Below are 20,202 nucleotides of genomic sequence, written 5' to 3'. Positions count from 1 at the left end.
AGGGACCGTGACCGGCCGCCGGTGGTTCGTGATCATGCTCGTGGCCGTCGCCCTCGTGATCGCGCGGCTGCCGCGCACCCGGGCCTGCCTGCCCCTGCGGGTGATGCCCTCGGAACGGGAGTTGACGCGGGCTCCGGCTACAACGCCGCGCTTCTTGCACATCGCGTCGGCGCCGAGAATGTGACCAGTGTCGAGACGGACCGTGCCATCGCCGCCGACGCACGGCATGCACTGTGGGGGTGCGGCTATCAGGTCAACGTCGTTACCGCAGACGGAAGATACGGTCACGCGGAGGGCGCGCCCTACGATCGGATCATCGTGACCTGCGGCGTCAGCCGTGTCCGTCCCGAATGGCTGGACCAGACAAGGCCAGGAGGGATCATCCTCACCACGCTTCGCGGTGGCCTCTGGTCCTCGGGGCTGGCAAAACTCACGGTATCGTCCGACGGCACCGCCGAGGGGCCGTTCGTCTCGGAGGCGTCGTTCATGCGAGCGAGACAGGAGGAGCCCGACTCCCGCCTCACCCTGCCCGCCGCGGACGACGGCGCCGCCCGCCGGACCCGGCTCGGCGGAGGCGTTGCCCGCGACTGGACCGCGCGATTCGTTATCGACAACACCTTGGACGGACTGTCCCTCCTCAGCGGGGTGAGCCTCGGCGGGGAGCCGGCGAGTGACTACTTCTTGCATCCCGAATCCGAGTCGTTCGCAGCCGTGTCCGGTGATCCGGATGACGGGCACACGGTCCGGCAGGGCGGTCCGCTGAAGATCTGGGACGCGATCGAGCGGGCCGTCGGGCAGTGGCGCGAAAACGGGTCTCCGGGCGTCACCGATTTCCGCCTCCGGGTGACCCCGGAGACGCACACAGTCCACCTCGACGCCGCGCCCGGCCTCTCGTGGGTCAAACCAACCCGCACCGGCTGACCGCCGAGGGGCGCCTGGCGGGCCGGGATGCGGCCGGTGCCGCCGAACCAGGAGACGGTACTGTCACAAGCAAGAAGCTCGAACCAGGCGTGGTCGACGCCGACGAGGCGCAGCGGGCGCTGCGCCGGATCAACGACTATCTGGCACGCACGGCCGAAAGCGACGAGGACATCCAGGCACACCTGGAAACGGGTGCGCCCGGGGAAGCACTCGTCCTGCCGCGGCCGGTCGCGGAATTGTTCGCCTCCACGCTGGCAGCCCTCGCCAATGGGCAGGGCGTCCAGATCATGCCGGTCGATGCGGTCCTGACAACCCAGCAGGCCGCCGACATGTTGAATGTGTCGCGCCCGTACCTGATCGGCCTTCTGGAGTCCGGCGCGATCCCTTACAAACTCGTGGGGCGGCACCGCCGCATCCGCTTCGCCGACCTGCGTCAGTACCTGCGGGAGGACGACGTGAAGCGCAAGGACGCCGCTGACGAACTCATGGATATGGACCAGGAGCTGGGACTGTCCTGACATGACAGCCCCACAAGTTCTCGTTCCCCCGGCGGCCTGAGCACGCGGGCGGGCCGCCGGGAGGGGCGGGGGCTTCAGGACGGGACGCGGCCGATGCCGCCGTACCAGGAGACGTCCGCGTGGTCGGGGCGGTCGGCTTCCGGGGTGGTGGCCTGCCAGTCGGAGACGACCTGGATGCCGGGCTCCACCTGTTCCAGGCCGTCGAAGAACGCGGCGAACTCCTCCTTGCCGCGCAGCGTCAGCGGAACCCCCTGCGCGCGGTAGGCGGTCTGCACGCCCAGCGCGGCTTCGGGGGCGATGTCGGCGGTGGCGTGCGACAGGATGAAGTGGCTGCCCGCGGGCACCGCTTCGCGCAGGACGCGCACGATGCCCGCCGGGTCCTCGTCGTCGCCGACGAAGTGGAGCACGGCGACGGCCAGCACGCCGACCGGCTGGTCGAAGTCGATCAGCCGGCGCGTCTCGGCGTGGTCGAGCACCGCGCGCGGGTCGCGGATGTCGCCCTGGATCACGGCGGTGCGGGCGTCCCTGGCCAGCAGCGCGCCGCCGTAGACGAGGACGATCGGGTCGTTGTCGACGTACACGACCCGCGCGTCCGGGTCCTCGGCCTGGGCGACCTGGTGGACGTTCTCCGCGGTCGGCAGCCCGGAGCCGAGGTCGATGAACTGCCGTATCCCCGCCTCCCTGACCAGGTGCCGCACCGCGCGCCCGAGAAACTTGCGGTTCTCCCGCGCGGCGGTCCGCAGCAGCGGGAACGACGCGAGTGCCTTCTCCGCGGCCTGGCCGTCGATGGCGTAATGATCCTTGCCGCCGAGCAGGTAGTCGTACATACGGGCCGAATGCGGCTGGTCCGTCCGCAGATCCGCCGGCTCCACCGGGCTTTCGCCACTCACCGCGCCCATCAAAACCCTCCACTCGCGTAGATCAACTCAGGGCAGGCTAGCCGCCGTTGTGCCGTACGTCAGCACTCCCCCGCGTTTTCACCGCGCCCCGCGGGCCCGGCGGGCGGCCCCGCCGCCCTTCGGGTGGTCCGCGCCGGGCCGCCCGCCCGTCGGCGGCCCGGGAGGCGCCCGCCGGTTTTCGATGGCACCGCGGGCGGGTAACCGGCCCGCGGCCCGCCGGGCGGCGGCGGGCGCGGGAGCCGACGGCGGAGGTTTGCGGTATGACGGCGCAGGAGGATCGGATCGCTGACCCGTGGGGTGCGCGCACACCCTACGCGGCGGGCACCGCATGGCCGGTGCGGGTGGACACCCGGCTGGCGCCCGGCGTGGACGAGGACGCGGTGGAGCGGTGGGTGCCCTCGGCTTCCCTGCTGCACTCCAACGGCGACGCGATGGACATCGCGGTGCGCGAGGGCCGCATCGTCGGGGTGCGCGGACGGCCCCTCGATCGGGTGAACCGGGGACGGCTCGGTCCCAAGGACCTGTACGGGTGGCAGGCCAACGCCTCCCCCGACCGGCTCACCCGGCCGCTGGTGCGCCGCGGGGGCCGGCTCGTGGAGACGGACTGGGACACGGCGATGGGTCTTGTCGCCGAGCGGTCCGCGGAGTTGCTGGCCGAACGCGGCCCGGCGTCGATCGGCTTCTACACCACGGGACAGCTGTTCCTGGAGGAGACCTACACCCTCGCGGTCCTCGCCCGGGCGGGCATCGGCACCAACCACCTGGACGGCAACACCCGGCTGTGCACGGCCACCTCGGCGGAGGCGCTGAAGGAGACGTTCGGCTGCGACGGCCAGCCGGGCAGTTACGCCGACGTGGACCACGCCGACACGATCGCCCTGTTCGGGCACAACGTGGCCGAGACGCAGCCCGTGCTGTGGATGCGGATGCTCGACCGGCTCGAAGGCGCCGACCCGCCGCGGCTGCTGTGCGTGGACCCGCGCACCACGCCGGTCGCGCGGCGCGCCGACGTCCACCTCGCGCCCCGGCCGGGCACCAACCTGGCCCTGCTGAACGCGCTGCTGCACGAGATCATCCGCACCGGCCGCGTCGACCGCCGCTGGGTCGATGAACACACCGTCGGCTTCGAGGAGTTGCGTACCGCGGTCGCCGACTGCACGCCCGCGTGGGCGGCGGGCGTCTGCGACGTTCCGGCCGCGGACATCGCCGAGGCGGCCCGGCTGCTCGGCGGCGCGCGTCGGCTGCTGTCCACGGTGCTCCAGGGCTTCTACCAGTCGCACCAGGCCACGGCGGCCTCGGTGCAGGTCAACAACCTCAACCTGCTGCTCGGCATGATCGGCCGCCCCGGCGCCGGGATGCTCCAGATGAACGGGCAGCCCACCGCGCAGAACACGCGCGAGTGCGGCGCCAACGGCGATCTGCCGGGCTTCCGCAACTGGGAGAATCCGGAGCACGTCGCCGATCTGGCCCGCGTGTGGAACGTGGACCCCGAGACGATCCCGCACTGGGCACCGCCGACCCCGGCCATGCAGATCTTCCGGTACGCGGAGCAGGGCTCGCTGCGCATGCTGTGGATCAGCGGCACCAACCCGGCCGTCTCCCTGCCCGAACTCGCACGCATCCGGTCGATCCTTGCGCAGGAACGGCTGTTCACGGTCGTACAGGACTTGTTCCTGACCGAAACGGCCCAACTGGCCGACGTGGTCCTGCCCGCGGCGACGTGGGGCGAGAAGACCGGCACGTTCACCAACGCGGACCGCACCGTGCACCTGTCGGAACAGGCCGTCGAGCCGCCCGGCGAGGCGCGCAGCGACCTGGACATCTTCCTCGACTACGCGCGCCGCATGGACTTCCGCGACCGCACCGGCGGCCCGCTGATCACCTGGCACGACCCGCGGACCGCGTTCGCCGCGTGGCAGCGGTGCAGCGCCGGGCGCCCGTGCGACTACACGGGCCTCGACTACGACCGCCTCCGCGCGGAAGGCGGCATTCCGTGGCCGTGCGGCGCCGGGGCGCCGGACGGGACGGAGCGCCTTTACACGCAGGGCATCAGCTGGGCGGCGCCGGAGGTGTGCGAGACGTACGGCCGGGACCTCGTCACCGGCGGCTCGGTCGGCGCGAGCGCCTACCGGGCCATGAACCCGCGGGGGCGGGCCGTGCTGAAGGCGGCCGAGTACCTGCCGCCGCACGAGGAGCCGTCGGCGGACTTCCCGCTCCGGCTGACCACCGGCCGCACCATCTACCACTTCCACACCCGCACCAAGACCGGCCGCGTTCCCGAACTGAACGCCGCCGCACCGAAGATGTGGGTCGAACTGTCGGCGGCGGACGCCGCGGAGCACGGCCTTGCGGAGGGCGAGCTCGTGGAGGTCACCACACCGCGCGGCAGCGCCCGCGGCACGCTGCGGATCGCGGAGATGCGGCGGGGGACGGTCTTCCTGCCGTTCCACTACGGCTACTGGGACACCCCGGAGGGGCACCGGCCGCCGGACGGCGAGCCGGGGCGGGCGGCGAACGAGACCACGGTCACCGACTGGGACCCGGTGTCCAAACAGCCACTGTTCAAGACCGCGGCGGCGCGCGTCGCACGCGCCGAGCCCGGCACCGGAACGGAAGGAGCCCGACGGTGAACGGAATGACCGGTCTGCTGAACGTTCTGTACCGAGGAGAGACCGGACTGGCGGCAGATCTGCTCGCCACGGCCGCGCGGCACCGGGCGGAACACGAGGTCCACCACGTGGCCACCGACCTCGCCGGCTGGTCGCGCCGGCACGCCGGACTGCTGGCCGAGGCCGGGCCGCACTACGGCGCCGACCTCGCGGAAACGGGAGCGGGAACGAGAACGGGGGCAGAAACGGGAGCGCGAACGGACGAGGCCGGTGACATGCCGCCGCTGCTCGCGGACCTGCGCCGCCTCCACCTCGCCGCCACCGGGAACGCGCTGTACTGGGAGATGCTCGGGCAGGCGGCGCGGGCCACGCGCGAGGCGCGGCTCATCGACCTGTCCGGCGCCTGCCTGTCCCGGGCCGGGCGGCAGGCGGGCTGGGCCGACACCATGCTGAAGACGCTGTCGCCGCAGCTCCTCATCGCACGGTGAGGAACGGCGCGGTACGGAACGGCGCCGTGACGAACGGGAGGTCAGCGCTTGCGGTCGCCGAGGACCACGAGGCCGGCGATCACCGCGAACAGCGCGATGGGGGCCACCACGAAGAGGCCCAGCGTCTCCGCGACGCTCAGCCCGCTGCCCGGGTCGTCGCCGTCGTCGCGCTGGAGAGCCTGGGCGGCCGGGGATGCCATCAGCGTCAGCAGCAGCGCGCCGGCCGAGACCGCCGCGGCGCGGGCGCCACGCTTCTTGTTCTTCACGTTGACCACGCCCCCACAGTAACGAATGCCACCGCGCCGCCCGCTCACGGCCCCGCCATCTCCTCCCGCACGGCCCGCACCAGCCGGGCGGCCCGCGCCGAGGCCGCCAGCTCCTCGAGTGCGACCGGCCGCCCGGTGCCGTCCGCGACCGGCAGCCGCCAGTTCGGGTACTCCTGCCAGGTGCCCGGCAGGTTCTGCGGACGCCGGTCGCCGACCAGGTCGGGCAGCCAGATGCCGAGCATCCTGGCCGGGGTGCGGGCCAGGTAGCGGTAGGCGGCGGCGATCCGTTCCTCGTCCCCCGCGGCCCGTGGCAGCAGCCCGAGCCGGGCGAACATGTCCAGCCACTCGGCGCTCTCGGACAGCGCGGCGCGCAGCGCGTCCGCGACGTCCTCCGCCGGCAGCAGCCCGAGGCGCTGCCGCAGCAGCACGTGTTCGCCGTCGAACCGCGCGGCGGTGGACGGCAGATCGTGGGTGGTGACCGTGGCCAGGCAGTCCCGGCGCCACTCGGCGGGGGCGAGCGGCGGCTGCCCGCGGCGTTCCCAGTGCCGCTCGAACCACAGCACGGAGGTGCCGGCGATACCGCGCTCCGCCAGGTCCTCCCGCACACCGGGCTCGACCGTGCCCAGGTCCTCGCCCACCAGCACCGCGCCCGCGCGGTGGGCGGCGAGCGAGAGCACGGCGAGCATGGCCTCGGCGTCGTAGGAGACGTAGGTTCCGCGGTCGGGCGGCATGCCCTCGGGAATCCACCACAGCCGGAACTGCCCCATCACGTGGTCCACGCGCAGCGCCCCCGCGTGCCGCAGCAGGCCGTCGAGCAGCTCCCGGTAGGGCGCGTAGCCGCGTTCGGCGAGCGCGTCCGGCCGCCAGGGCGGCAGGCCCCAGTCCTGGCCGCGTTCGTTGAACGCGTCGGGCGGCGCGCCCGCGGAGATGCCGGTGGCCAGCACGTCCTGCTGGGCCCAGGCGTCCGAGCCGTGCGGGTGGACGCCGAGCGCAAGGTCGTGCACGAGGCCGATGGGCATGCCGGCGGCGCGCGCGACGCGCTGGGCGCGCGCGAGCTGGGTGTCGGTGAGCCAGGTCAGCCAGCTGTGGAAGTCGATGCGCTCCAGGTGGTCGCCGCGGGCCCGGGCGGTGGCGGGCGAACGCGGGTCGCGCAGCCCGGCCGGCCAGCTCCGCCAGTCAGGGCCGTGCAGCTCGGCCAGCGCGCACCAGGTGGCGTGGTCCTCCAGGGCCTGCCCCTCGCGGGCGAGGAACGCGCAGTAGGCGGCGTGCCTGCCGGGGCTGAGCGGCACCTGTCTGAGGACGTCGAGCGCCTCCCGTTTCAGCGCCCAGACGGCGTCCCGGTCGATGGGTCGGCGTTCGGAGAGCACGGCGGACCGCAGCCCGGCGGCGCGGGCCAGCAGTTCGTCGGTCCTGCGGCGGGCCTCGGGGCCGAGGTAGGCGTACTCGGGGATGTCCTCGATCCGCAGGTGCACCGGGTCGGCGAAGCGCCGGGTGCCCGGCCGGTAGGGGGACGGGTCGGTGGGGGCGTCCCCGGCGCCGGGCACGGCCGCGTGCAGCGGGTTGAGCTGGATGAACCCGGCGCCGAGCGTGTGCCCGGCCCAGCTGGCGAGGTCGGCCAGGTCGACCAGGTCGCCCATGCCCCAGGAGCGGGCGGACAGCACGGAGTACAGCTGGACGAGGAGGCCGAAGGTGCGGCCCGGTGGCCCCGGCAGGCGCGGCGGGGCGACGATCAGCGCGGCCCGGCCGGTGCGGCCGTCGGGGGCGCGGGCGTGCAGCGTGTGGTAGCCGGCGGGGATCGGCGCGTCGCCGAAGGCGCGGGTTTCGCCGTCCTCGGTGTCCACGCGCAGCTCGGTGCCCGCGGGCACCTCGGGCGGCGGGCCGCCGGGGCGGCGCACGACGGTCGGCGGCAGCAGCGGGGCTTCCCCGGGCGGCGCCGGGTGCTCGGCGTCCACGCCGAGTGCGGCGAGTACGGCGACGACGGTGTCCTCGGGGACGTCGACGCGGCGGTCGGCGGACGGCGCGTAGGAGGTCGCGACGCCGTGCGCCGCGGCGAGGCGCGACAGCCGCTCCATCAGGCTTCGACGGCCTCCGCACCACCGTGCCCGTTGGGCTCGGCGGTCAGGGGCGGCTCGACGGCCAGCGGCTGCTCGGCGGTGAGCGGCGTCAGGTCGCCCAGGGGCGGCTCGCTGGTCAGGGGGACCTCGCGGGCGGAGGTCGGGGCGGGCGTGGGGATGAGCGCGGAAATATCCAGCCTGTCGTCGACGATATCGTCGATTTTTTCTTCGATCCGGGCTGCTGGGGCCACGGGTCACTCCGTTCACTGACGGCGGTGGACTCGGTACTGCTCTACCCAGTGAACGCCACCGCATCCGTCCACGCGACGGGAAAGCGACGCACTTCACGCCGCCTGTGGCGAAAAATTTTCCGCGGGAGCCGGTGCGGGTCCCAGATATTGCGGGGAACGCGCCGCGCTCAGGGTCGCGCCGGGATCGTGCTCCAGAACGTGCTCAGAACCGTGCTCAGGCCGATCTGCCCTCGATCCGCGCAAGGGCGTCGTCGGCTCCGTAGGGGCGCAGGTACGGCAGCCAGCGCGGGTCGCGGTGACCGGTGCCGATGATGCGCCAGGCCAGCCCGGAGGGCGGGCCGGGCGTATGTCGGAGCCGCCAGCCCAGCTCGGCGACGTGCCGGTCGGCCTTGATGTGGTTGCAGCTGCGGCAGGCCGCCACCACGTTCTCCCAGGCGTGCTGGCCGCCCCTGCTGCGCGGCACGACGTGGTCCACGCTGGTGGCGACCCCGCCGCAGTAGGCGCACCGGCCGCCGTCGCGGGCGAACAGGGCGCGGCGGGTGAGCGGGACCGCGGTGCGGTAGGGGACCCGGACGAAGCGCTTGAGCCGCACGACGCTCGGGGCGGGTATGGCGTGCGTGGAGCTCCGCATCAGCGCGCCGGAGTCCTCCAGGCTCACCGCCTTGTCGTTGAGCAGCAGGATCAGTGCGCGGCGTACCGGTACGACACCCAGCGGCTCGTACGACGCGTTGAGGACCAAGACGTGTGGCACGAACGCCCTCCGTTTCCGTCGGCGGCACGTGGCTCGCGCCGGGACGATCTCCCTCAGTGTGTCGTGCGTACGGCCGCCTGCGCCACCACGATCGCGAAATGTACTGATTGTGTCGTTCGCCACAGGGCCCTCCTCCGCCCCTCCTTCCCCGCCCCCCGCGCCGACTACCGTGGACGGTTACGGAAGAGAGCGGAAGCGGAATGGGACAGAACTGGGAAGCCTGGCTCGCCTCCGGGCTGCGCATCGTGCTGATCGTGGGCATCGCGCTGGTCGTGCGCTTCGTCGTCCGCCGGGCCATCACCCGGCTGATAGCGCGGCTGAACCGGGAGGACAGGGTCGGGCGGCGCACGCCCTCGCTCGGCGGGCTGCTGGCCGGGCCCGAACGGCGCAGGCAGCGTTCGGAGACCATCGGCTCGGTGCTGCGCAGCACCGCCTCGGTGCTGGTGCTCGGCACGGCGGCGCTGATGGTGCTCTCCGAGCTGGGCATACAGCTGGGCCCGCTGATGGCAAGCGCGGGGATCGCCGGGGTGGCGATCGGCTTCGGCGCGCGCAGCGTCGTCGCCGACGTGCTCGCCGGTCTTTTCATGCTGCTGGAGGACCAGTACGGCGTCGGCGACACCATCGACGTCGGCGAGGCGACGGGCACGGTTCTGGAGATCGGGCTGCGCGTGACGACGCTGCGCGGCGAGGGCGGCGCCACCTGGTACGTGCGCAACGGGGAGATCGCCCGGGTCGGCAACCTCAGCCAGGGCTGGGCCACGGCGGAGGTCGACCTTTCGGTGCCCGCGGACGCCGACCTGGAGCGGGTGCGCGAGGTCGTGCACGCCGCCGGCGAGGAGCTGTCCGGCGAGACGCCGTGGGACGAGCTGCTGTGGGAGAACGGCGTGGAGGTCCTGGGCGTCGAGTCGGTCTCGGCCGAGGAGATGGTGCTGAAGGTGTCGGCCAGGACGCAGCCGGGGCAGGCGGCGCGGGTGGCACGGGAGCTGCGCTGGCGGCTCAAACGCGCCCTCGACGCCGCGGGCATCGCGGGCGGCGCGGGTGCCGCGGGCGGGAACGGTGCCGGGCCGCACGGGAGCGGCGCCGGGGTCGCCCTGCCGGGACCCGCCGAGGGCTGAGCGGCCCTGGCCGTCGCCGCCGGGGGCAAGCCCTCTGCCGGGCAACGACCGACCGACGACGACCAGGAGCAACAGCCCCGGGTGCGCCGCGGCGGTCCGCGGCGCGGCGGGCACCGGGGGCGGATTCGACGGACGGGCCGGCCGCACCACGCTGCCGGCGCCCCGCCCCGCCCGCTCCCGCCCACTTCGCCCGCCCCGCGGGAATTTCACGGGCGCCGGCGCGGGGGCATGCGTGAGAATGACGGCCATGACCGCGACTTCATCCGTTACCATCCGCCCCTACCGGCCGGACGACCTCGACGCCCTGCGGGACATCTGCGTCAGAACCGGCCTGTACGGCAAGGACGCCACCCCGCACTACCGCGATCCGCAGGTGCTGCCCGCGGTCTTCGCCGAGCCGTACGCGGAGCTGGAGCCGGAGCTCGCGTTCGTCGCGGACAACGGGGAACGGGCCATCGGGTACGTGGTGGGCGCCGCCGACAGCACCGCGTTCTTCGCGGCCTTCCGCAGCCGCTGGCTGCCGCGGGTCGCCGACCGGTTTCCCGAGCCGGCGGGACAGCCGGAGGGCCCGGAGGAGGTCGTGCGGTATCTGCTGCACCACGCCGAGACGATGCTCGACCCCGAGATAGCCGCCGAGTATCCGGCCCACCTGCACATCGACCTGCTGCCCGAAGGGCAGCGGCAGGGTCTGGGGCGCCGCCTGATCACCACCCTCTTCGACGCGCTGCGGGCCCGCGGGGTGCCCGGTGTCCACCTGGGCATGAGCCCGGCCAACACCGGCGCCCGCCTGTTCTACGAGCGCATCGGGCTCACCCTGCTGCCACGGCGGGGCGACGGCGACGTCCTCCACTTCGCCCAGCGGCTCTGACCGGGAACCGCGCGGACGCCCCCCCGCGTGATAACGGGGAGGTGCCCGCGCGGCGGGCCGGTGGCTCCGTGCCTCGCGAAGTACATCGCGAATACAACAAGATCCCGGCAAGGGCTGTGTCGCAGCCGGACGTAACCGGCATACTGCTGGCCGTGGCCCGTGCCGAAACGTGAGGGGGAGGGCCCGGAACGTGACTCACCCGCCGAGCGCACCGCCCGTTGCCCCGCCGCAGCCGGCGGTGCCGGCGCCGCCCTCGGCCGAGCCCCCGCGCCGCACCGCGTTCGCGGAAGCGGTCACCCGGCTGCGCGCCGCGGCCCGCACCGAGCCCGGCAGGCTGCGCACGATCGGCGCCGTCGTCGCGGGACTGCTGCTGCTGTTCGGGGCGCTGACGTTCTATGAGATCACCGACCGGGCGGACGCCGCGAGCACGGTGCGGGACAGCAGCCAGCGGCTGAGCGAGGACGCGTCCGAGATCTACCGTTCGCTGGCCGACGCCAACACCACGGCGGCCGTCGGCTTTCTGGCCGGAGCGGACGAGGACGCCGAGGTGCGCGAGCGCTACGAGCGGCAGATCGACCACGCGGCCGGGCTCCTCGCCTCGGCCGCCGCCCGCAGCTCGCAGTCCGCCGAGGCCGCGGAGTACATCCGCATCCTCGGGCTCCACCTGCCCGAGTACACCGGCCTGGTGGAGACCGCCCGCACCAACAACCGGCAGGGCCACCCGCTCGGCGGCGCCTACCTGCGTCACGCCGACCAGCAGATGCACGAGACGCTGCTGCGCGCCGCGGAGGACCTGTACGCGCTGGAGACCGAACGGTTCAGGAGCGACCTGGCGAACGCCCGCGACTGGCCGTGGCTGGCGCTGGCCGCGGGGGCGGTCGCGCTCGCCGTGCTCGGCTGGGCCCAGCGCCGGCACTTCCTGCGCACCAACCGGGTGTTCAACCGCGGACTGCTCGCGGCCACGGCCGCCGCCGTCGTTCTGCTGGCCTGGCTGGCCGGGGCACACACGCTGGCCCGGGGCGCGCTGCACGAGGCCGACCGCGACGCGGCGCAGTCGCTCGGCGTGCTGAACGAGGCGTGGGTCGAGGCGCTCCAGGCGCGCGGCGACGAGAGCATGACGCTGGTGATGCGGGGCGCCGGCAGCGAGTTCGAGGACAGCTACGCCGAGCACATGGGCCGGCTGGCCGACGGGGAGGGCGGCGCGCTCGACGAGGCGCACGGCCTCGCGGAGGACATCGAGGGCCGCTCGCCCGTCGAGGCGGCGGCCGGGGCCTCGGCCGAGTGGGCGGAGCGGCACGAGGCGGCCAGGGCGAGCGAGCAGGCCGGTGAGTACGAGGAGGCCGTGGACCTCGTCATCGGCTCCGAGGACTCCACGGGACAGAGCTTCGACCGGGTCGACGCCTCGCTGCGCGAGGCCGTGGAGCATGAGCAGGCCGAGTTCACGGCTGCGGCCGACGACGGCCACGGCGCGTTCGGCGGCCTGCCCGCCGGGGCCGTGCTGCTCGCGCTGCTCGGTGCGCTCGGCGCGGTGCTCGGCATCGGCCGCCGATTGTCGGAGTACCGGTGAGGACGCGGAGGGAGCGGACGATGCCGGATCGGGCGGAACGTACGGAACGCGCGGCACGCACGGCGCGGAGGGGACCGGCGTCCGCCCGTGCCCGGCGGGCCACGGACCGGCGGGCGCTGCTGCTCGCCGCGGCCGGCCTCACGCTGGCCGGAGCCGTGCTGGCCGGCTCGGTGTCCGGCGGGCCGCGGGGCGACGGGGTGCACAAGGCGCCGGGGCACGCGGTCGCGGAGCCCGCGGAGGACGGCATCGCGCCCGCGGCCGAGCCGGAGCCGTGCGCGGACGGCCGTGACCCGGCGGAGAGTTACAGCGCCGAGCGGCTGGCGGGCGACGCGGTGGAGCGCATCAGGGACCGCGGCCAGCTGATCGTCGGCGTCGACCAGAACAGCTACCTGTGGGGCTACCGTTCGCCGGAGACCGGCGAGATCGTCGGCTTCGACCTGGACCTCGTGCAGGCCATCGCCGACGATCTGGTCGAGGAAGGCGTGCTCGGCGAGGATGCGCAGAACCCGGTCAAGTACCTGGCGATCCCCACCGACCAGCGGACCCGGGCGATCAGGGACCAGGAGGTGGACATGGTGGTGCGCGCCATGTCCATCACGTGCGACCGCTGGGAAGAAGTCGCGTTCTCCACCGCCTACTTCGAGACCGGCCAGCAGCTCCTCGTGCCGCGCAACTCGCCGATCGACGGCTACGACGCGTCCCTGGCGGGCAAGACGGTGTGCAGCGCGGCCGGTTCCACGGCCGAGACCTGGCTCGAACACGAGAGCCACGGCGCGGAGCTGGTCGCGGAGCCCAACCACCTGGACTGTCTCGTTCATGTGCAACTCGGCCTGGCCGACGCCCTGATGACCGACAGCGCGCTGGCGGCCGGGCATATCGCGCAGGACCCGTCGATGCGGCTGATCGGCGAGCCGCTGACCGTGGAGTCCTACGGCGTGGCGATGAATCTGAACGACGTCGACCTGGTGCGCTGGGTCAACGCCGTACTGGAGGATTACCGCGACGGCGGCTCGCAGAGCCGCTGGGCACAGGCGGCCGACCGCTGGCTCCAGGGCTACCTGTACCCGCAGGGGGAGCCGCCGCCCGCCCCGCCGCAACCGCAGTACCGGGACTGATCCGTGACCGGGCCCCGACCGGGGAAGGAATCCGGCCGGGTACCGGCGGGACCGGTACCGCGACCGACACGAGGACCGACAGGTCAGGACCCACAGGGGGGAGAGCGATGGCCCCGGATTCCGGCGGGGAAGTGCTGAGCCGGGAGGAGGTGGACCGCGCCTTGGCGCGGCTCGGCGCCGAGCACGAGGCGATCGAGTCCTCCCTGCTCGCCCTCCAGGACCACGCGGGCCGCAGACTGCTCGAAGGGGCCGACCTGACCGGGGTCACGCGGGAGCGATGGGCACGGGCCGAGGAGACGGTGACCCGGCTCTGGTCCTACTTCGACACGTGCACCGAGGCGCTCGACACCGCGCGGGAGGTCCGGGCGCGGCGCCGTTTCCCCAGCCGGGACGAGCTGTTGCACCTGAGCATGCTGCTGGACGGCGAAAACCTGACGGTGTCGGGCGGCACCCGGCTGGCCGAGCACCTGAGCTGGGCCGAGCTGGTCGAGCGCATGAACGTCGGCTACGCCGAGGTGCTCGACCTGGTCGCCGCGGCGGATGCGGTGTGGTCGGCGCTGCCCGCCCGGATAGACCTGCTGGCCGCCGAGCTGCGCCGGCTGCGGGAGCTGGCCCACTCCGTCGGGGTCAGGCCGGGCGGCCACCCGGCGGGCGACGACCTGCACCGGGTCACGGAGGATCTCACGGCCCTGCGGGCGCAGGTGATTTCCGACCCGATCGCGTTCTGGGTGCCGGACGGCGGCAGCAGCGCGCCCGGCGGCGGGCGGCCGGACACGGTGCGCTATGACCGGGCCGCCCGCGCCCTGGACGACATCAGGCGCGAGGTCGACGCCGTCATCGGGGTGCGCAAGGACGCCGAGGACCGGCTGATCCGGCTGCGCGACGTCCTGTCGCGCGCCGACCGCACGCTCGCCGAGGCGCGCACCGCCCGCACCGAGGTGCTGGCGAAGATCGCCGCCTCCGAGGTGCCGGCGGTCAGCGGCCCCTCGGGCATCCTGCACGAACAGCTTGCCGCCGCGGCCGGCTTCCGCAGGCGCGCCCAGTGGCACCGGCTGTCGCCGCTGCTCGAATCGCTGGAGGAACGGGCCGACGAGGAGCTGGAACGGGCCCGCGCCTCGCTCTCGGCCGTCACCGAGCCGCTGGCGGTACGGGCGGAGCTGCGCGGGCGGCTGGACGCGTACAAGGCGAAGGCCGCGCGCCTGGGCAAGGCGGAGGAGCCGATGCTGGTGGAGCGCTACGACGTGGCGCGCCGCCTGCTGTGGACCGCACCGTGCGATCTGCGGGCCGCGGAGTACGCGGTGCTGCGCTACCAGCAGGCGGCGGCCGAGGTGCTGGTGCCCGACCCGGGCGGGACGGACGGGAGGGGTGAGCGGTGACCGAGTTGGGTGCGGCCGGCCGCACGTGCCAGCGGCCGGGCTGCGACGGCAGTTACGAGGACGTCGGCGGCGGCGAACTGTACTGCGGCACCTGCGGCCTCGCGCCCGTGGTGTCGGCCGAGGGGATGATCGGCGGCGCGCCGACGGGGGTGACGGGGAACACTGCGGCGGCGCGCGGGAGTTCGCGCTCCGGCCCGGCGGGCTCCGGTTCGGGCTCCGGCGGAACGTCGGGCAGCACGAGCGCGGTGTCCTCGCGTTCGCAGTTCTCGCGCAGGTCGGTCTCCGGCCGCCTGTCCCGTTCCGGTGCGGCGGGGCTCGCGGGCCGTTCCGTGTCCGTGCGCAGCTCCAGGTCGAGCACCGGCACCTCGGGGCGGGCCAGGCTCGGGGCCGGTCTGGTGACGATGCCGCAGGTGCCGCGGCCCGATCCGCTGTCCGCCGTGCTGGAGTACGCGGAGGTGCCGGAACGGAAGCGGTTCTGCGGGAACAGCGACTGCGCCGCGCCGGTGGGCCGTTCCCGGGGCGGGCGGTCGGGGCGCACCGAGGGCTTCTGCACCGCGTGCGGCCACCCGTACTCGTTCGTCCCGAAGCTCCAGCCGGGCGACGTGGTCAAGGACCAGTACGAGATCGCCGGCTGCCTCGCGCACGGCGGTCTGGGCTGGATCTACCTGGCCATCGACCGGGCGGTGTCCGACCGCTGGGTGGTGCTGAAGGGCCTGCTGGACACCGGCGACGAGGACGCCATGGCGGCGGCCATCTCCGAACGGCGCTTCCTCGCCGAGATCGAGCACTCCAGCATCGTCCGCATCTACAACTTCGTCGAGCACCTCGACCGCCGCACCGGCTCCATGGACGGCTACATCGTCATGGAGTACGTCGGCGGCAAATCGCTGAAGGAGATCGCCAACTCCCGGCGCACGCCGGAGGGCAGGCGCGACCCGCTGCCGGTGGAGCAGGCGTGCGCCTACGGCATCGAGGCCCTGGACGCGCTGGGCTACCTTCACAGCCGCAACCTGCTGTACTGCGACTTCAAGGTGGACAACGCCATCCAGCAGGACGACCAGCTGAAGCTGATCGACATGGGTGCGGTGCGGCGGATGGACGACGACGAGTCCGCCATCTACGGCACCATCGGCTACCAGGCGCCCGAGGTGGCCGAGATCGGCCCGTCCGTCGCCTCCGACCTGTACACCGTGGCCAGGACCCTGGCGGTGCTGACGTTCGACTTCCAGGGCTACACCAACGTGTTCGCGGACAGCCTGCCCGAGCCGGAGAACATCGAGGTCTTCCAGGAGTACGAGTCGTTCTACCGCTTCCTGGTGCGGGCCACCGACCCCGATCCGCGGCGCAGGTTCGCCTCGGCGCAGGAGATGGCCGAGCAGCTGACGGGCGTGCTGCGGGAGATCGTCGCGCTGCGCACCGGGCAGCCGCAGCCCGCGCTCTCGCAGCTGTTCGGCCCCGAACTGCGAGTGGTGGACACCGAGTTGGTGCCGCCCGCGGAGGGCCCCGTTTCGCGGCTCGGGCGGCGCGGTGCGCAGCGCGGCGCCCGCCTGCCGCGGCAGCGCGCCGCGCCGCCGCGAGCGGGGGACGGCCCCGCGCCACCGGCCGTTCCGCCTGCCGTTCCGCAGACCGTGCCGCTGACCGTGCCGCCCGACGTGCGGCAGATCGTGCTGGCGCTGCCGGTGCCGCGGGTCGACTCGGGCGACCCGAACGCGGGCTTCCTGGCCGGGCTGATGGCGACCGCACCGGCCGACCTGGTGGTGGCGCTGCGCTCCGCGCCGACGGAGTCGGTCGAGCTGCGGGTACGGGAGCTGCGGGCCTACCTGGAGATGTCCGGCGAGGAGGCGGACCTGGCCGCGCAGCGGGCCCTCGCGGCGCTGGCCGACCGGCATGCGACGGACTGGCGGGTGGTCTGGTACCGCGGGCTCGCCGCGCTGGCCGCCGGGGACTTCCGGACGGCGGCGCCCGCCTTCGACGCGGTGTACGACGCGTTCCCCGGCGAGGTCGCGCCGAAGCTGGCCCTCGCGGTGTGCGCCGAGGTGCTGGGCCAGCTCGACAACGCGGCGGACTACTACGAGCTGGTGTGGACGGCCGACCCGAGCCACGTCAGCGCCGGCTTCGGCCTGGCGCGGGTGCGGCTGGCGGCCGGGGAACGGTCGCGGGCCGTCGCGGCGCTCGAATCGGTGCCGGAGACCTCGGCCCACTACACCGCGGCGCGCGTCGCGGCCGTGCGCGCGCGGCTGCGGCGGCGGGCACCGGCCGACGACCTGCTGCCCGACCTGCTCGCGGCGGGCGACCAGGTTACGCGTTTGCGTGCCGCGGGACTGGAACCATGGCTAGGTGAACAGCTGTCCTGTGAGGTGCTGGGTTCCGCGCTCGACTGGGTGCTGTCCCCTCCTTCCGGACAGTCCCGACAGCAAACCGACCCGCAATGGCGACTCCTGGGTGCGCAGCTGGACGAGACGGGTATCAGACTTGGTCTCGAACGCTCCTACCGGCGACTCGCCCGGCTGGCGCAAACCAGCACTGAACGGACCGAACTGGTGGAGGCGGCCAATCGCTTCCGCCCCAGGACATGGGTGTGACGATGCCGCAGCTCGACCAACTCTCCGCCTGCCCCGGCTGCGGTGAGCCGTTGGAGGACGACGATCGCTTCTGCGGGGTCTGCGGTACGGATCTGCGTGCGGCCGCCAGGCAGCAGCAGGCGGGCACCGCCGCGCCCGCGCCCGCGCCCGCGGAGGATGCCGCCGACACCTCAGGGCCCGCCACCGAGGGCGACTTCACCCTGCCGCCGCCGCTGCGCCAGGCGCCCCCGCCGCCGCTCGCGCCTCCCCCGCCGCCGGCCCCCGCCGCGCCGCCGGCCCCGCCGGCCGACCCACGGGCCGCCGACCCGCGCACGGCACCGCCCCCCGCACCCGCGGGCCCGCCGCCCGCCGCGCCGCCCGCCGCGCCGCCCGCGGCGGCGGACCCGCGGACGCCGCACGGCGCCGACCCGCGCGCGGACGCCCCCGCGCCCCCGGCCCCGGTCCCGGCCGCCGAGGAGCCCGCGCCGACCCCGTGCGCGGTGTGCCCGGACGGCTGGGTGGCCGCCGACGGCTACTGCGCGAGCTGCGGGCGCGCCCAGCCGGGCGAGCGCGACCACGTGGAACGCGCGCTCGGCGGCGTCGCCGCCGTCAGCGACCTCGGCCTGCGCCACCACCGCAACGAGGACGCGTTCACCGTCTCCGCGACCGCGCTGCCCGACGGCTCGCCCGCCGTCATCGCGGTCGTCTGCGACGGCGTTTCCTCCTCCAGCCGTCCGGACGAGGCGTCCGCGGCGGCGGCCGAGGCCGCGCAGGAATTCCTGCTCGACCGGCTGCCGCGCGGCGCGGACGGCAAGCAGGCCATGCACGACGCGCTGCTCGCCGCGGCCGACGCGGTCAACGCGCTGGCCGAGGACGGCACCGAGCCCGAGCCCGGCCGCAACTCCCCGGCGTGCACGATCGTCGGCGCCGTCACCACCGGCGGCACCCTCGTCGTCGGCTGGATCGGCGACAGCCGCGCCTACTGGGTGCCGGAGGAGGAGGGCGCCGCGCCGGCGCGGCTGACCCAGGACGACTCGTGGGCCGCGCAGATGGTCGCCGCCGGGCTGCTCAGCGAGGCAGAGGCGATGGCCGACCACCGCGCGCACGCCATCACCGCGTGGCTGGGCGCGGACGCGGTGGAAGTGGAGCCGCACACCCGCCTGTTCGAGCCGGACCGGCCGGGCGTCGTCATCGTCTGCACCGACGGCCTGTGGAACTATGCGGAAACCGCCGAGCAGATGGCCCACGTCGTACCCGGCAAGGCGCGTTCGGCACCGCTGCCCAGCGCCCAGCACCTCGTCCGGCACGCCCTCGACTCGGGCGGCCACGACAACGTGACCGTCGCGGTCATCCCGTTCCCCGCCGAGCCGGACCGGGCCCAGACGGCGTGACCTGCGGTCGTTCACTCGGGAGAGCACGACCGCAGGACACGACCGCAGGAGGGGCAGGCAGGACATGGCCGACTTCGTCAAGTCGCACGCGCCGCGGTTCGCCGTCGACGTCTACCAGAACGCGTATCTCCCGCAGGACGCGCAGGAGGTGAACGCCATCGTGACGGTCACCGCGACCGGCAGCGGCGGCCTGCCGGTCCCGGCGGACGACCCGGCCGACGGTCCGCGGGCGGCGGTGGTCGTCATGGTCGACTGCTCCGGCTCGATGGACTACCCGCCCGCCAAGATGCACGGCGCCCGCCGCGCCACGGGGGCGGCGATCGACACCCTCAGGGACGGTGTCGCGTTCGCCGTCGTCGCCGGCACCCACCAGGCGGCCGAGGTATACCCCGGCGGCGGGCGGCTCGCCATCGCCGATGACAGCACCAGGGCCGCGGCCAGGACCGCGCTGCGCCACCTGCGCGCGGCCGGCGGCACCGCGATAGGCAGCTGGCTGTCGCTGGCCGACCGGCTGCTGCGCACCGTGCCCGCCGCGATCAGGCACGGCATCCTGCTGACCGACGGCCGCAACGAGCACGAGAAGCCGGAGGAGCTGCGCCTGGCGCTGGACGCCTGCGCCGGCCGGTTCACGTGCGACGCGCGGGGCGTGGGCACCGACTGGGAGGTCGAGGAGGTCACCGGCATCGCCTCGGCGCTGCTGGGCACCGCGGACATCGTGGCGGAGCCGGAGGCCCTGGCGGCCGACTTCACCGCCATGATGGAGTCCGCGATGGGCAAGGAGATCGGCGACGTCCGCCTGCGGCTGTGGACGCCGCAGGGGGCGGCCGTGCGATTCGTCAAGCAGGTTGCACCGGCCGTGGAAGATCTCACTGCCCGGCGTACCGAGGCCCCGCCGCGTTCCGGCGACTACCCCACCGGATCGTGGGGCGACGAGTCGCGCGACTACCACGTCTGTGTGGATGTTCCGGCGCCCGCCGTCGGCCACGAGATGCTCGCCGCCCGCGTCGCGCTGATCGTCCGCGATCCGGCGGAGCCGGGCGGCCCGCCCGCGCAGATTCTGGGGAACGGCCTGGTCAGGGCCGTGTGGACGGACGATCTCGTGGCCGCGACGACGATCAATCCGCAGGTCGCGCACTACACGGGACAGGCCGAGCTGGCCTCCGTGATCAAGGAGGGACTCGAGTTGCGCAAGCGCGGCGACGAGGCCGGTGCGACGACCCGGCTCGGGCGCGCGGTGCAGCTGGCGCACGGTTCGGGTAACGAGGAGACGGCGAAACTGCTCGCAAAGGTGGTGGACGTGGAGGATGCCGCGGCAGGTACTGTTCGACTGAAAGCCAGAATCGCCGAGGCCGACGAGATGACCCTGGAGACGCGGTCGACGAAGACGGTCCGGGTGAAGAAGAAGCCGAGCGAAGACGAGAGATACCCGTGACGTGAGGGGGAGGCAGTAAC

Annotated in this window: 18 protein-coding genes; 13 read left to right on the top strand and 5 right to left on the bottom strand. The window is 74.0% G+C overall.

All coding sequences use genetic code 11. The features are described from left to right. The 3 genes from STBA_RS39010 to STBA_RS24815 all read left to right on the top strand — a co-directional run. The coding region (locus STBA_RS39010; RefSeq protein WP_253194973.1) for a hypothetical protein at positions 1 to 184 on the top strand (184 nt) is incomplete at its 5' end. Further along, positions 181 to 921: a hypothetical protein gene (locus STBA_RS24820; protein WP_253194971.1), complete on the top strand. Its 741-nt coding sequence runs from the start codon at positions 181 to 183 to the stop codon at positions 919 to 921. The genes STBA_RS39010 and STBA_RS24820, both read left to right, overlap by 4 nt. Before the next feature lie 89 nt (positions 922 to 1,010). After that, on the top strand, positions 1,011 to 1,439 hold the full coding sequence (locus STBA_RS24815; protein WP_077061356.1) for a helix-turn-helix domain-containing protein: 429 nt from the start codon (positions 1,011 to 1,013) through the stop codon (positions 1,437 to 1,439). 74 nt (positions 1,440 to 1,513) lie between these two features. On the opposite strand, the gene STBA_RS24810 is transcribed toward STBA_RS24815, so the two are convergent. Next, complete coding sequence (locus tag STBA_RS24810; RefSeq protein ID WP_253194969.1) at positions 1,514 to 2,329, bottom strand: SAM-dependent methyltransferase; 816 nt, start codon at positions 2,327 to 2,329, stop codon at positions 1,514 to 1,516. Between the two features lie 269 nt (positions 2,330 to 2,598). Here STBA_RS24810 and STBA_RS24805 point away from each other — a divergent pair, with 269 nt between their 5' ends. Together STBA_RS24805 and STBA_RS24800 are read left to right on the top strand one after the other, a co-directional pair. Continuing rightward, complete coding sequence (locus STBA_RS24805; protein ID WP_077061354.1) at positions 2,599 to 4,968, top strand: nitrate reductase; 2,370 nt, start codon at positions 2,599 to 2,601, stop codon at positions 4,966 to 4,968. Between the two features lie 5 nt (positions 4,969 to 4,973). Beyond that, entirely contained in the window at positions 4,974 to 5,435 is a 462-nt protein-coding gene (locus STBA_RS24800; RefSeq protein ID WP_366510927.1) for a hypothetical protein, read from the top strand. Positions 5,436 to 5,476: 41 nt separating this feature from the next. On the opposite strand, the gene STBA_RS24795 is transcribed toward STBA_RS24800, so the two are convergent. The 4 genes from STBA_RS24795 to STBA_RS24780 all read right to left on the bottom strand — a co-directional run bounded on the left by STBA_RS24795 (position 5,477) and on the right by STBA_RS24780 (position 8,757). Further along, positions 5,477 to 5,710, bottom strand: a complete 234-nt coding sequence (locus STBA_RS24795) for a hypothetical protein (protein WP_171987779.1) — start codon at positions 5,708 to 5,710, stop codon at positions 5,477 to 5,479. Between the two features lie 35 nt (positions 5,711 to 5,745). Beyond that, positions 5,746 to 7,773: a 4-alpha-glucanotransferase gene (malQ, locus tag STBA_RS24790; protein ID WP_077061352.1), complete on the bottom strand. Its 2,028-nt coding sequence runs from the start codon at positions 7,771 to 7,773 to the stop codon at positions 5,746 to 5,748. Continuing rightward, positions 7,773 to 8,006, bottom strand: coding sequence for a hypothetical protein (locus STBA_RS24785; RefSeq protein WP_079252147.1), 234 nt, complete (start codon positions 8,004 to 8,006; stop codon positions 7,773 to 7,775). The genes malQ and STBA_RS24785 overlap by 1 nt, the downstream gene beginning before the upstream one ends. 214 nt (positions 8,007 to 8,220) lie before the next feature. Next, entirely contained in the window at positions 8,221 to 8,757 is a 537-nt protein-coding gene (locus tag STBA_RS24780) for an HNH endonuclease (protein ID WP_077061351.1), read from the bottom strand. 200 nt (positions 8,758 to 8,957) lie between these two features. Between STBA_RS24780 and STBA_RS24775 the strand changes: the two genes are divergently transcribed. From STBA_RS24775 to STBA_RS24740, 8 genes are all read left to right on the top strand, one after another. Next, positions 8,958 to 9,872, top strand: a complete 915-nt coding sequence (locus STBA_RS24775; protein ID WP_077061350.1) for a mechanosensitive ion channel family protein — start codon at positions 8,958 to 8,960, stop codon at positions 9,870 to 9,872. Between the two features lie 247 nt (positions 9,873 to 10,119). Next, positions 10,120 to 10,740 carry a GNAT family N-acetyltransferase gene (locus STBA_RS24770; RefSeq protein WP_077061349.1) on the top strand — a complete coding sequence of 207 codons (621 nt, stop codon included), beginning with the start codon at positions 10,120 to 10,122 and terminating at the stop codon, positions 10,738 to 10,740. A 190-nt stretch (positions 10,741 to 10,930) separates the two neighbouring features. After that, complete coding sequence (locus STBA_RS24765; protein ID WP_077061348.1) at positions 10,931 to 12,307, top strand: hypothetical protein; 1,377 nt, start codon at positions 10,931 to 10,933, stop codon at positions 12,305 to 12,307. A gap of 20 nt (positions 12,308 to 12,327) precedes the next feature. Continuing rightward, complete coding sequence (locus STBA_RS24760; protein WP_079252146.1) at positions 12,328 to 13,422, top strand: glutamate ABC transporter substrate-binding protein; 1,095 nt, start codon at positions 12,328 to 12,330, stop codon at positions 13,420 to 13,422. A 107-nt stretch (positions 13,423 to 13,529) separates the two neighbouring features. Then, positions 13,530 to 14,798, top strand: a complete 1,269-nt coding sequence (locus STBA_RS24755; protein WP_077061347.1) for a hypothetical protein — start codon at positions 13,530 to 13,532, stop codon at positions 14,796 to 14,798. Between the two features lie 5 nt (positions 14,799 to 14,803). Next, complete coding sequence (locus STBA_RS24750) at positions 14,804 to 17,380, top strand: serine/threonine-protein kinase (protein ID WP_107485265.1); 2,577 nt, start codon at positions 14,804 to 14,806, stop codon at positions 17,378 to 17,380. A 2-nt stretch (positions 17,381 to 17,382) separates the two neighbouring features. Then, positions 17,383 to 18,750 (top strand): PP2C family serine/threonine-protein phosphatase, encoded by a 1,368-nt coding sequence (locus STBA_RS24745; RefSeq protein WP_079252145.1) that lies wholly within the window; start codon positions 17,383 to 17,385, stop codon positions 18,748 to 18,750. A 64-nt stretch (positions 18,751 to 18,814) separates the two neighbouring features. Further along, on the top strand, positions 18,815 to 20,182 hold the full coding sequence (locus STBA_RS24740; RefSeq protein WP_077061344.1) for a VWA domain-containing protein: 1,368 nt from the start codon (positions 18,815 to 18,817) through the stop codon (positions 20,180 to 20,182). Positions 20,183 to 20,202 lie beyond the last annotated feature (20 nt).

The organism is Streptomyces sp. MP131-18 (assembly GCF_001984575.1).
GTDB classification, from domain to species: domain Bacteria; phylum Actinomycetota; class Actinomycetes; order Streptomycetales; family Streptomycetaceae; genus Streptomyces; species Streptomyces johnsoniae.
This window is presented reverse-complemented; position numbering and strand designations above follow the sequence as displayed.